Source organism: Pantoea sp. JKS000250 (assembly GCF_003201065.1).
Classification (GTDB): Bacteria; Pseudomonadota; Gammaproteobacteria; order Enterobacterales; family Enterobacteriaceae; genus Pantoea; species Pantoea vagans.
Genome location: NZ_QICZ01000001.1, coordinates 288449 through 300527, shown reverse-complemented (window position 1 = coordinate 300527; position 12079 = coordinate 288449). Strand labels below are relative to the sequence as shown.

At 55.4% G+C, this 12079-nt stretch carries 10 protein-coding genes; 3 read left to right on the top strand and 7 right to left on the bottom strand.

The window, feature by feature from the left end; translation table 11 throughout:
• Positions 1-124: 124 nt before the first annotated feature.
• From asr to rstA, 4 genes are all read right to left on the bottom strand, one after another.
• Positions 125-649 (bottom strand): acid resistance repetitive basic protein Asr, encoded by a 525-nt coding sequence (gene asr / locus BY447_RS01575; RefSeq protein WP_013357956.1) that lies wholly within the window; start codon positions 647-649, stop codon positions 125-127.
• Positions 650-808: 159 nt separating this feature from the next.
• On the bottom strand, positions 809-2296 hold the full coding sequence (locus tag BY447_RS01570; protein ID WP_110330333.1) for a carboxypeptidase M32: 1488 nt from the start codon (positions 2294-2296) through the stop codon (positions 809-811).
• A 19-nt stretch (positions 2297-2315) separates the two neighbouring features.
• On the bottom strand, positions 2316-3617 hold the full coding sequence (gene rstB / locus BY447_RS01565) for a two-component system sensor histidine kinase RstB (RefSeq protein WP_107319770.1): 1302 nt from the start codon (positions 3615-3617) through the stop codon (positions 2316-2318).
• Positions 3614-4339, bottom strand: coding sequence for a two-component system response regulator RstA (gene rstA / locus BY447_RS01560; RefSeq protein WP_013357953.1), 726 nt, complete (start codon positions 4337-4339; stop codon positions 3614-3616). Before rstA ends, rstB begins: the two co-directional genes overlap by 4 nt.
• Positions 4340-4517: 178 nt before the next feature.
• Between rstA and BY447_RS01555 the strand changes: the two genes are divergently transcribed.
• Entirely contained in the window at positions 4518-4931 is a 414-nt protein-coding gene (locus BY447_RS01555) for a hypothetical protein (RefSeq protein ID WP_110330332.1), read from the top strand.
• A 19-nt stretch (positions 4932-4950) separates the two neighbouring features.
• Here the strand turns inward: BY447_RS01555 and BY447_RS01550 are convergent, their stop codons facing one another.
• Complete coding sequence (locus BY447_RS01550; protein WP_110330331.1) at positions 4951-6342, bottom strand: basic amino acid/polyamine antiporter; 1392 nt, start codon at positions 6340-6342, stop codon at positions 4951-4953.
• A 205-nt stretch (positions 6343-6547) separates the two neighbouring features.
• The gene (gene ydgH, locus BY447_RS01545; protein WP_110330330.1) at positions 6548-7501 is read right to left on the bottom strand and encodes a DUF1471 family protein YdgH; all 954 of its coding nucleotides are present in this window, start codon (positions 7499-7501) and stop codon (positions 6548-6550) included.
• A gap of 539 nt (positions 7502-8040) precedes the next feature.
• Here ydgH and pntA point away from each other — a divergent pair.
• Together pntA and pntB are read left to right on the top strand one after the other, a co-directional pair.
• Positions 8041-9573, top strand: a complete 1533-nt coding sequence (gene pntA / locus BY447_RS01540) for a Re/Si-specific NAD(P)(+) transhydrogenase subunit alpha (protein WP_110330329.1) — start codon at positions 8041-8043, stop codon at positions 9571-9573.
• Between the two features lie 3 nt (positions 9574-9576).
• Complete coding sequence (gene pntB, locus BY447_RS01535; RefSeq protein WP_061062530.1) at positions 9577-10965, top strand: Re/Si-specific NAD(P)(+) transhydrogenase subunit beta; 1389 nt, start codon at positions 9577-9579, stop codon at positions 10963-10965.
• Positions 10966-11011: 46 nt separating this feature from the next.
• Here the strand turns inward: pntB and uspE are convergent, their stop codons facing one another.
• On the bottom strand, positions 11012-11968 hold the full coding sequence (gene uspE / locus BY447_RS01530) for a universal stress protein UspE (protein WP_013357947.1): 957 nt from the start codon (positions 11966-11968) through the stop codon (positions 11012-11014).
• Between the last annotated feature and the right edge of the window lie 111 nt (positions 11969-12079).

The window sequence follows — 12079 nt, the reverse complement described above, 5'->3', positions numbered from 1 at the left end:
TTTCGAAGCGATAGCGACGCACTATTTCATCCACTCTCGTCATTTCATCCACTCCAGTAAAGAAACACCCGGCAGAACCGGGTGTTTTTAATTATCAACTCGTGGCCGTGCGCTGAAGGCGACCTTAGTTTTTAGCTGCTGGTTTCACAACTTTTTTGTGGTGAACTTTTTTAGCGGCCTGCGCTTTCTGAGCAGGTTTTACCACTTTTTTGTGATGAACTTTCTTAGCAGCCTGGGCTTTCTGAGCCGCTGGCTGAGTTACTTTTTTGTGGTGAACTTTTTTAGCAGCCTGGGCTTTCTGAGCGGCTGGTTTAGTTGCTTTTTTGTGGTGAACTTTTTTAGCGGCCTGCGCTTTCTGTGCAGCAGGTTTTACCGCTTTCTTGTGGTGCACTTTTTTAGCAGCCTGCGCTTTCTGCGCGGCATCTTTTTTCACTGCTTTTTTGTGGTGTTTCTTAGCAGCCTGGGCTTTCTGAGCTGCTTTATGGTGTTTCTTGTGCGCAGTTTTGTGAACGGTTTTAGCCGGTGCTGCAGCGGTAGTAGTAGTTGTTGCGGCTGGCGCAGCAGCTGGAGCAGCTGTGGTGTCAGCAGCGAAAGCAACAGAAGACATACCCATAGCAGCGGCGACAACCAGTGCAAATAATTTTTTCATTGCAAATCCCTCGGAGACTATTTTTTCATGTGTAGCCCACTGCGGGGCCGGTGAAGAGACTATAGGGAAATCAATGAACGGTGTCCGTGGGTGTTTGGTATCGGCGTGTAACCGATTGTACAAAGGCGGGAAAGGGCGATCAGCAGACCGCCCGGAAGCTTAGCTATTCAGGTAGCGTTGTTCAAGATGCTGGCGGAAGAAAGCCGGATTCAGGGCTTCGCCAGTGGCATTGATCAGCAGCTGGTCGGTGGAGAAACGGCTGCCGTGCTGCCAGATGTTCTGTTGCAGCCAGTCAAATACCGGCTGCAGTTCACCGTGCTGAATCAGCTCACTGAGCTGAGGAATGGCGTTCTGTACCGACCGGAACAGCTGTGCGGCATACATCGCGCCAAGCGTATAGGTCGGGAAGTAACCAAATGCACCGTCGGTCCAGTGGATATCCTGCATACAGCCATCGCGGTAGTTACCGCGGGTATCCAGCCCCAGCGACTGCATCATCTTCTCATCCCATAACGCCGGGATGTCCTCAACCTCAATCTCGCCTTCAATCAGCGCCTGCTCAATTTCATAGCGCAGAATGACATGCGCCGGGTAGCTCAGCTCATCGGCGTCAACCCGGATCAGGCCTGGTTTCACCTGCTGAGTCAGGCGCACGAAATTATCCGCCTGCAGGGCCGGCTGATCGCCAAAGGTCGCGATCACCTGCGGCAGAATGCGCTGCAGGAATTCGCGGCTGCGACCCAGCTGCATCTCCATAAACAGGCTTTGTGATTCATGAATAGCCGTGGAGCGCGCCAGCGCCACCGGCTGACCGCGCCACTGCTGCGGCAGATTCTGCTCATAGCGGGCATGACCGGTTTCGTGAATCACACCCATCATGGCGCTGAGAAACTCATTCTCGTTGTAACGGGTGGTGATGCGCACATCTTCCGGGACGCCGCCACAGAAGGGATGCGCACTGATATCCAGCCGACCATGGTTGAAGTCGAAACCCAGCGTCTCCATGATGCTCAGGCCAAGCTGACGCTGCGCTGGAACGGCGAATGGACCCTGCGGGGTGATAAATGACTGCTGTGCCTGTTTTTCCACAACCTGCTGCAGCAAAGCGGTCAGCCAGGTTTTCAGCTCGCCAAAGGTTTCATCCAGTCGGGCGCGTGTCATACCCGGCTCATAGAGATCCAGCAGCGCATCGTAACGCGAACAGCCACTGGCGTCAGCGCGACGCTGTGCCTCTTCGCGGCTCAGCCGTACGACTTCTTTGAGGTTGGCGGCAAAGCCCTGCCAGTCGTTAGCGGGACGCTGAGTGCGCCACGCATGTTCACATACTGAACCGGCGATCGATTTGGCTTCCACAAAATCATCAGGAAGCAGGGTGGCCTGCTGATAGGCGCGCTGCATCTCGTTGAGATTGGCCCGCTCGACATCGTTCAGGGACTGCTGCTCAGCAGCCTTTAGCCACTCACCGACCTGCGGGGCGGTCAGGATCTGGTGCTGCAACACGCTCATCTCGGCCAGTGCTTCACCACGCGCCTGACTGCCGCCTGGCGGCATGGTGGTTTGCATGTCACAGCCAGCGATAGCCGTGACGTGACTGAAACGGGAAAGGCGCTGGAAGGTTTTGGTCAGTTGTTGATACGCTGAGGTCACGTAAGACTCCTTGTGGATTTTAACGCAGCGGAATTTCCCGCAAGGTTAGATCAACCGGCCAGCAAAAGCGAACGCTGGCGCCGCCCAGCGGGCTGGACTCAATGGTTACGTTGCCGCTCAGCGCCTGGGCAATGGAGTGAACAATGGCCAGGCCCAGTCCGCAGCCGCCTGTGGCGCGATCGCGGCTGGGATCAAGCCGGACAAAGGGTTCGAAAACCCGTTCACGTTCGTCGGGCGGAATGCCCGGACCGTCATCTTCCACCTGCAGACACCCGACCGGACCGTCGAACCATAAACTGACGCGCAGCCGCTGCTGCGCATAGCGCAGCGCGTTGTTCACCAGGTTATCCAGCACCCGCTCCATGAGTCGGGTGTCAGAAACACCGATGTTTTCACGCTGCGGCAGGTCAAGGTCAAGTCGTATGTCCGGATTGATGGTGCGGAAATCGTCCAGCCGCTCACTCAGCCAGCTGGCCAGATCCAGCGATTTCAGATTCAGATCGACGCGCGGCCGATCAAGACGTGCATAGGTCAGCAGCTCCTCAATCAGGCTTTCAAGCTGGCCGATGTCGCGGTTCAGCGCCACCCGTTCACCATCCGTAAGGTTATCGCTCATCTCCAGCCGGTAGCGCAGGCGCACCAGTGGCGTTCGCAGCTCATGGGCAATACCGTCAATCAGCTGCTTCTTACTGGCGACCAGCGTGTTGATGTTCTCGGCCATCTGATTAAAGGCGATGCCCAGCCGGAACAGGCTGGAGGTGCTGTCGAAATGGGTGCGCACATCCAGCTCGCCCCGGCCAAAGCGCTGTGCCGCTTTTTCCAGGCGCTGCATCTCCTGCCAGTGCGGACGCAGCCAGATAAATACCGGCAGCGCCAGCGACATGCCAATAAACACCAGCAGAGCAATATCCAGCAGTCGCATCTGGTGCAGATAAAAGAGATAGGGAATCGGCCCCACCGATAAGACATAGTGGCTGCGCGGAATATGCTGCAGAAAGGTGTATTGATCGTCGAGCGCGACAATCTCTCCGGCGTGCAACCGGCGCATATTACTCTCATCAAGCTGATATTTGCTCATCGGCTCAATGTGCAGGTCAAACGACAGGCCGAGATCGAGACTCTTGATGGTTTTGTTCCAGTCACGCGGCGGGATCTCACGCAGTTCGCTGCGGATCAGGTAGAGCGAGCTGGCCATCAGGTCATTCATTGACTGCCGGCCCGCGCGCTCAGCGGTGAACTTATAGACCAGACCCACCAGCAGCGCCATGACCAGAAAGCAGACAAACAGCAGCAGATAGAACTGAATAAAGAGCTTTCTCATAATTCGCGGGTATCCCAGGCCTGGGGGGCGAACAGATAGCCTTTATTGCGGATGGTTTTAATGCGGAACGGCTCGGTAGCGCTGTCGTGGAGCTTTTTACGCAGGCGGGAGATGGCCACGTCGATGCTGCGGTCCAGGCCGTCATAACTGACGCCGCGCAATGTTTTCAGCAGTGCATCCCGGTTAAGCGTCTGACCCGCATGGCTGGCAAGAACCCACAGCAGATCGAAATCCGCAGTGGAGAGGGCGATCTGCTCGTCAAACAGCGTCACCTGACGGTTCAGGGCATCAATGGTCAGCGAGCCAAAACGCAGCATACGATTCGCGGCAGGCGCAGCAGGCGCATCTTCCGGCTGCCCATGCTGGGACTGGCGCAGATGCAGGCGCAGGCGGGCCAGCAGCACAGCGGGTGGTGTGGTTTTCAGGATGTAATCCTGCGCACCCATCTCCAGAGCCAGAATATGGTTCATGTCGCTGTCCAGTGAGGTAAGCAACACGATCGGTCCCTGCCAGTTGGCCCGCAGGTCGCGACAGATGGTCATGCCATCTTTGCCCGGCAACATGATATCCAGCATCACCAGGTCGGGTTGCTGTTCGGCAATAACCGCTTCAGCACGGTCGCCACGTGTCTCAACAATGACTTCAATATCGTGACGGCCAAGATAGGCCGCAATCAGTGAACCCACTTCGGGTTCATCTTCTACATAAACAATTTTGTTCATAGTTCACAGGGCAGAGTCAGGGATGGATGAAAGCATATCTTTTCCTGGTCCTGAGCTCTACGCTATCGCACGAAATATCCAGGGCTTGCTGGTATATATCCGGCAAAATGTGCAATCATTAGCGCGGCCTTTTTGCGCCAGGTTTGGGATATTGATGATTACCATGAGGAGCGTTAGTGTGTCTGATAAAGAGCTGGCATCAGCCATATACCCCGACCGCATCTGCTTCAATTACAGTGACTTTCTTTCCGCTTCCTGCAAAAAGCGCTGGAGCTTCGTCGATGCTATTTATGGTGTGATGCCGATATTTGGCATGGTGACACGTAAATCGGCACACCGTTTACAGGGCAGTGACGACCCCTTAAAAGAATTAGCATTACAAATCATTTCTACTCAGGTCAGCGACGAAATTAACATCGCGCGCCTGATTACTCTCGCAGAACAGCAGCAGATTAGTCGCTTTGATATCCAGCTCCCTTATCCACTTTCTGCGGAGCAGCTGGACGCCATCCACTACGAATATGCGAAGCCGCTGAATCTCACACAGCAGGATGACCTGCTGTGCGTATCCATTCCAGTGCAGTCACACTGAAAACCCTTTCGGGCAGGCTTTACGTCGTCAGCTCCCATACGGCGGGCAATGTCGCGGCAATCAGCAGTCCCATCGCAATCCGCTCCAGCGAGGTCAGCGCAATATCGGCGCGGCCGCCGCGTCGTGCAAACAGGAACAGCAGCAGGCCCGGCGTGTAGAGCACCACTGACATCATCAGGTGCATGGGTCCCGAGGCGTACAACAGCCAGATGCCATACACGCTGGCACCCACACCGATCGCCATCGCCAGCGGCTTATGCTGTCCGCGCACCACTTTGATCAGATATAACCCCACCAGCAGATAGGGTACCAGAATCATCTCCGAGGCGATGGTCAGCAGGTTGTTGTAGTCAGCACCGGTCAGGGCAATCAGGATTAGGCAGAGCTGAATACTGCCGTTGGTCAGCCACAGCGAGGCGGCTGGCGCGTTATGGCGGTTCTGCCGGGCGATGCTACGGGGAAAGGCACCCTGTTGCGCGGCAATCAGCGGCACTTCCGCGGCCATAATTGTCCAGCTCAGATAGGCCCCGCACACGGAGACAATCAGACCCACCGCAATCACCGCATCACCCCAGTTACCCATCAGTCGGGTCATTAATCCGGCCATTGAAGGATTACGCATCTCAGCCAGTTCAGCACGCGGCACCACGCCCAGCGACAGCAGCGTGACCAGCAGATAGACCAGCAGCGCAGCCAGCACGGCAAATAAGGTTGCACGGCCCACATCCTTTTTCTGGCGAGCACGGGCAGAGACGACCACCGCACCTTCGACCCCGATAAAGACCCATAGGGTGATCAGCATGGTCTGCTTAACCTGCTCCCAGAGCGGTTTTCCCAGCGTGACGCCGGAAAAATCGAAGCGGAAACGATCATAGTTGAACGCCATCACCGCCAGTACAATAAACAGCAGCAGCGGCACCAGTTTGCCCAGCGTCGCCATCAGATTGATGCTGGCCGCGGTCTGCACGCCCCGCAGCACCAGCCAGTGAACCAGCCACAGCAGCACAGATGCACCCAGCATCGCCTGCCAGGTGTTGCCATCACCAAAGATAGTCCGGTCAGGCGTATCGGTGAAGAAGCTCAGGGCAGAAAAGACAATCACCAGATAGGAGACGTTGGCGATCACCGCGCATAGCCAGTAGCCCCAGGCGGAACAGAACCCCATCAGTTCGCCGAACCCGGCGCGGGCGTAGGTAAAGATGCCGCCGTCCAGCTCGGGCTTAAGGCGGGTCAGCAGTAGCATCGCCAGCGACAGAAAGATAATGCCGACACCGGTAATCAGCCACCCCAGCAACAGCGCCGCCGGGCCAGCCACTGCGGCCATGTTTTGCGGCAGACTGAACACGCCTGCACCCAGCATTGAGCTGAGCACCAGCGCCGTCAGCGCACCGAGACCTAATTTTTTCTCCAAAACAACCTTCCCGCTAGCATATATGGCTGGGTAAACCGGATTTCATCACTGAGTTATCGCAGCGCAGCGGCAAAATACAGAGACAATATCCGGTAAAACAGGCGGAGGATTTTACGGAGAGTGGCAGGGGATGGCAATGCGTGACTATGCAAAACAGCGCAGTAATTATGCAAACAGCAGGGCGGCGGGTGCCGCCCTGAAGGGATTACTTAAACAGGTCAGCCGTAACGGTCAGGTTACCACCACTCTGGTTCTGCCACTGGCGGGTGACGTGGTAGAACTTCGCACCTTTATCGGCTGCACGCTTCGCCACTTCTTCTGAAATCTCAGTGGGTGTACCGAAGTGTCCGGTGAAGGTAACGGTATCGAACGGCTGCATCTGCGCGGCAGTGATTGCGTTCACTTCCTGCACGGATTTACCGTTTGGCAGATTCACCGTATAGCGCTTACCGGTTGAGCTTTGGGTTTCGAAGAAACGGCCCACTTTATTGCTTGGTGTTTCAGACGAGGCTACGCCTGGAATCTCAACGTTAGCGGCTGCAGCACCACCGGTTGCCAGCGCGGCTTTGCCTGCTTCTGAATCGGCAGGAATCGCATTCGGTGTCTGTACCTTGCGTTCTTTAGCATCCGCTTTATAGACATAGGCGGTGACATACTGATTGCCGCCGCTGTTGGCATCGATCTGGCGAACGATAAAGAAGGAGGCCGCGCCTTTCTGTTTAGCCGCTTTTGAAATCGCGTCGTTCACATCTGGCTGGCTGGCAAAGAAGCCGCTGACCGAAACGGTATCGAACGGTTCAAGCTTATAGGCTTGTGCTTTTGGCAGTTCGTTGACACCGTTGAAACGACGATAAGTCGTGGACTGCGTGGCTGCCGGGGCATCGGCTTTATAGAGGTCAGCCGTAACGCGCCAGTTACCGCTGTTGCCGTTGCTGTCGTTGATCGCCTGGATGTAATAAGAGGCAGCGCCCATCTGATCTGCACGCTTAGAGACCGCATCGGCTGCGTCGCCAATTGCGTTGAAACGGCCAGTGATATTAATACGTTCGAATGGCTTCAGCGCGGCCGCTTTTTCTGGCGTTAGCTCCTGCGCAGCGAATGCATTGGCTGCCAGCAGAGACAACAGAGTGGACGCCAGAATAGTGTTCTTCAGCTTCATAAAAATAATCCTTCGCCTTACGCAAAAATGAGTACGAAAACGTGCTGGACTCTTGATGTATAACAGATTAGCCGCTGATTATTGCATGTTATAAACAGACTGTCGCAGCGATTTTTTGTGTCAGATCGCGTTATTCAACCATGATTTTTTCATTTGTTTGTCATCAAACGCCGTTAAGGCGCGTTTTCGTGCGGGTTACCACTAAAAGCGGTAACTGTTAGCGCTTAAACAGTTAATGCATTGTTAAATAAAGGTTTTTATTGATGGTTAATTCGGCCGGGCACAATTTTCTCTGGCAGAATATCTGCCTGCAGGACTGTTTCGCAGTGGGATAACGCAGCTTTTTTAGCAGAACCCTGAATAATCATGTGAATGTCACTACTCTGCGTAGCCGCTCTGGATCGCTCGTCACATTTTCAGTAGGTTATAAACACTTTGAAATACATGCATTCCGACTATAAGTAGCTGAAACGCTGTTTCAGCTGCGCTGTCGTCGTGCAGATTTGGGCCATCATCCTTAACCGATGAAAGGAAACACTATGTTAATTGGAATCCCCAAGGAAAGGTTGCCAAACGAGTCGCGCGTGGCTGCCACGCCAAAGACCGTGGAACAACTCATTAAGCTGGGTTTCAGCGTCACCCTTGAGCATGACGCCGGTCAGCGCGCCAGCTTTGATGATGAAAGCTACAGAGCAGCAGGCGCCACACTCAGCAGTCAGGAACAGGTCTGGCAGTCCGATATCGTTCTGAAGGTGAATGCACCGGATGAGGATGAGATTGCGCTCACCCGTGCCGGCAGCACGCTGGTCAGCTTTATCTGGCCTGCACAGAATCCCGATCTGCTTTCAAAGCTGGCTGCGCGTCAGGTCACGGTTATGGCGATGGACTCAGTGCCGCGTATTTCGCGTGCGCAGTCGCTGGATGCCCTGAGCTCCATGGCGAACATTGCCGGTTATCGCGCTATCGTCGAAGCCGCCCATGAATTTGGTCGTTTCTTTACCGGTCAGATTACTGCAGCCGGTAAAGTGCCACCGGCCAAAGTCATGGTGATTGGGGCCGGAGTGGCGGGACTGGCCGCGATTGGTGCAGCGGGCAGCCTGGGCGCGATTGTCCGGGCCTTTGATACCCGCCCTGAAGTTAAAGAGCAGGTGCAGAGTATGGGCGCCGAATTCCTTGAACTCGATTTCGAAGAGGAAGCGGGCAATGGCGATGGTTACGCCAAAGTCATGTCCGAGGCCTTTATCAAGGCAGAGATGGCGCTGTTTGCCAGTCAGGCCAGAGAAGTCGACATCATTGTCACCACGGCGCTGATCCCAGGTAAACCGGCACCGAAACTGATCACCGAAGAGATGATCGCCAGCATGAAGCCTGGCAGCGTAATTGTTGATCTGGCGGCGCAGACCGGTGGCAACTGTGCGCTGACCGTCGCTGATCAGGTGACCGTGACGGCTAACGGCGTGAAAATCATCGGTTACACCGATCTTCCCAGCCGTCTCGCGACACAATCTTCCCAGCTTTACGGCACCAACCTGGTCAATCTGCTCAAGCTGCTGTGCAAAGAGAAAAATGGCGAAATCCAGGTCGATTTCGACGATGTGGTGGTGCGGGGCGTGACTGTCGTGCGTGAGGGCGAGGTCACCTGGCCGGCACCGCCGATTCAGGTCTCTGCTGCGCCACAGGCTAAACCGGCAGCACAGAAACCCGCAGAGAAGGCTGAAGCAAAGCCGGTGTCTCCGTGGCGCAACACCCTGCTGATCGCACTGGCTATCGTTCTGTTTGGCTGCCTGGCCAACGTAGCGCCAGCTGAGTTCCTCTCACACTTTACCGTGTTCGCGCTCGCCTGCGTGGTGGGTTACTACGTGGTCTGGAACGTCAGTCATGCGCTGCATACGCCGCTGATGTCCGTCACCAACGCCATCTCCGGCATTATCGTCATCGGTGCGGTACTGCAGATGGGCCACGGTGGCTGGGTCACCTTTATCTCCTTTATTGCCGTGCTGATTGCCAGCATCAATATCTTTGGTGGCTTTACCGTCACCCAGCGCATGCTGAAAATGTTTCGTAAGGGGTAACACATGTCTGGCGGATTAGTCACTGCAGCCTATATTGTGGCTGCAATTCTGTTCATCTGTAGCCTTGCGGGTCTCTCGCGTCACGAGACCTCAAAGCGCGGGAATATTTTTGGCATCAGCGGCATGGCGATTGCGCTGGTTGCCACCATCTTTGGTCCGGACAGCGGAAACGTCGTCTGGATCCTGCTGGCGATGGTCATTGGCGGTGCTATCGGGATTCGTCTGGCAAAGAAAGTCGAAATGACAGAAATGCCGGAGCTGGTCGCGATTCTGCACAGCTTTGTCGGCCTGGCCGCCGTGCTGGTCGGCATCAACAGCTACATCGACCATGCGCCTGGCCTGCCAGCCGTGATGGAGAATATCCATCTGAGCGAAGTGTTTATCGGTATCTTTATCGGTGCTGTCACCTTCACCGGCTCGCTGGTAGCGTTTGGCAAGCTATGCGGCAAAATCTCTTCAAAACCCCTGGCGTTACCGCATCGCCACAAGCTGAATCTGCTGGCGCTGGTCGTCTCGTTCCTGCTGCTGCTGTGGTTTGTTAACACCAGCAGCACCGGTGCTCAGGTGTTTGCACTGCTCCTGATGACGGTAATTGCGCTGGCGTTTGGCTGGCATCTGGTTGCCTCTATCGGCGGCGCGGATATGCCTGTTGTGGTCTCGATGCTGAACTCCTATTCAGGCTGGGCTGCGGCCGCAGCGGGTTTCATGCTGAGCAACGATCTGCTGATTGTAACCGGTGCGCTGGTGGGTTCGTCGGGTGCAATTCTCTCCTACATCATGTGCAAAGCGATGAACCGTTCGTTCATCAGCGTGATTGCGGGCGGGTTTGGCACGGAAGTCAGCAGCGGCGATGAAAGTCAGGAAGCGGGCGAGCATCGTGAGATCACGCCTGAAGAAACTGCAGAGATGCTCAAGGCATCCAGCTCGGTGATCATCACCCCAGGCTACGGTATGGCAGTGGCGCAGGCGCAGTACCCGGTCGCGGAAATGACTGCCCGGTTGCGTGCGCTCGGCATCAACGTGCGCTTCGGCATTCATCCGGTGGCAGGGCGCTTACCCGGTCACATGAACGTGCTGCTGGCCGAGGCCAAAGTGCCTTACGACGTGGTGCTGGAGATGGACGAAATCAACGATGACTTCAGCGACACCGACACGGTGCTGGTCATTGGTGCCAACGACACGGTTAACCCGGCAGCGCAGGATGATCCCCGCAGTCCGATTGCCGGCATGCCGGTGCTGGAAGTGTGGAAAGCGCACAACGTGGTGGTGTTTAAACGCTCAATGAATACCGGCTATGCCGGGGTGCAGAACCCGCTGTTCTTCAAAGAGAATAGTCAGATGCTGTTTGGCGATGCCAAAGCCAGCGTAGAAGCCATTCTTAAAGCACTGTAACAAAAAAGGGCGGCTAATCAGCCGCCCTTTTTCTGTCAGAGGATAATCAATCCTCCTCATCCTCTTCATCATCCAGGTCAATCGGCGATTTGAAATCGTCAGGCTTAAGCGCCAGGAGATCGCAGCGCAGATGATCAATCACTTGTTCCGCCGTATTACCCAGGAACGCTGCCGACAGGCCGGTGCGTCCTATGGTACCTAATACCACTACACCAGCACCGAGATGCGCCGCCAGATCCGGGATGACTTCTTCCGGCAGGCCTTTAGCCACATGGGTGAACTCTTCACCAATCGAGAACTTCTGCCGCAGCGCTTTCATCGCCACCAGATGCTGACCACGAATCGCATCGTTATAGACGCTGGGATCAAAGTCCGGCAGCTCGATAGCGATGTTGATAGGGGTAATCGGGTAAGCACCGACCAGGTGAACTTCGGTCTGATTCACTTTTTCTGCCAGTTTGACCGTTTCACGAATCAGCTTCTGATTCAGGCCATCATGATGTGGCTCTTCACTGGCAAGATTGACCGCGACAATGGCTTTACCGCCTTCCGGCCACGGCTGATCTTTGACCATCCAGACCGGGCACGGGCATTTACGCAGCAGGTGCCAGTCGGTCGGCGTGAAGATGACCGATTCAAGCCGGTCATGCTGATGGGCCATCTTCAGCACCAGATCGTGCTGATGGGCAAGCACTTCCTGGATGATGGCCTCAAAAGGACGGTTGTGCCAGATCACTTTGATGTCAATTTCGACACCGGCATCCAGATAAGCGCGGGCCTGCTCACGGATCCACTCAGTGCGCTGGCTGATGACGCCCTGGCGCATTGACGCGCGCTCATCTGGCGAAAGCAGGGTGGTCATCTCATATGAGAAATCATAGATAGGCAGGAAAGCTTTAATCCTTCCGCCAATGCGTTGATTCAGATAGACCGCACGTCGCAGCGCGGGCTGATCGTCTTGCTGGGCATCAATGGCGACCAGAATATTTTGGTACTGGGACATGAGGCGTTCTCCTTAAACCAGAGCGACTGGAATAAAGATAGCCTATGTTGCACAGCGGAAGAAGGGAAAAAGTTACTGCCGGATCAACAAAATAAGATTTATTGATCCGGC

Coding starts and splice junctions, on each gene's coding strand:
- asr (WP_013357956.1), bottom strand. CDS start 649: ATGAAAAAATTATTTGCACTGGTTGTCGCCGCTGCTATGGGTATGTCT.
- pntB (WP_061062530.1), top strand. CDS start 9,577: ATGTCTGGCGGATTAGTCACTGCAGCCTATATTGTGGCTGCAATTCTG.
- ydgH (WP_110330330.1), bottom strand. CDS start 7,501: ATGAAGCTGAAGAACACTATTCTGGCGTCCACTCTGTTGTCTCTGCTG.
- rstB (WP_107319770.1), bottom strand. CDS start 3,617: ATGAGAAAGCTCTTTATTCAGTTCTATCTGCTGCTGTTTGTCTGCTTT.
- rstA (WP_013357953.1), bottom strand. CDS start 4,339: ATGAACAAAATTGTTTATGTAGAAGATGAACCCGAAGTGGGTTCACTG.
- pntA (WP_110330329.1), top strand. CDS start 8,041: ATGTTAATTGGAATCCCCAAGGAAAGGTTGCCAAACGAGTCGCGCGTG.
- uspE (WP_013357947.1), bottom strand. CDS start 11,968: ATGTCCCAGTACCAAAATATTCTGGTCGCCATTGATGCCCAGCAAGAC.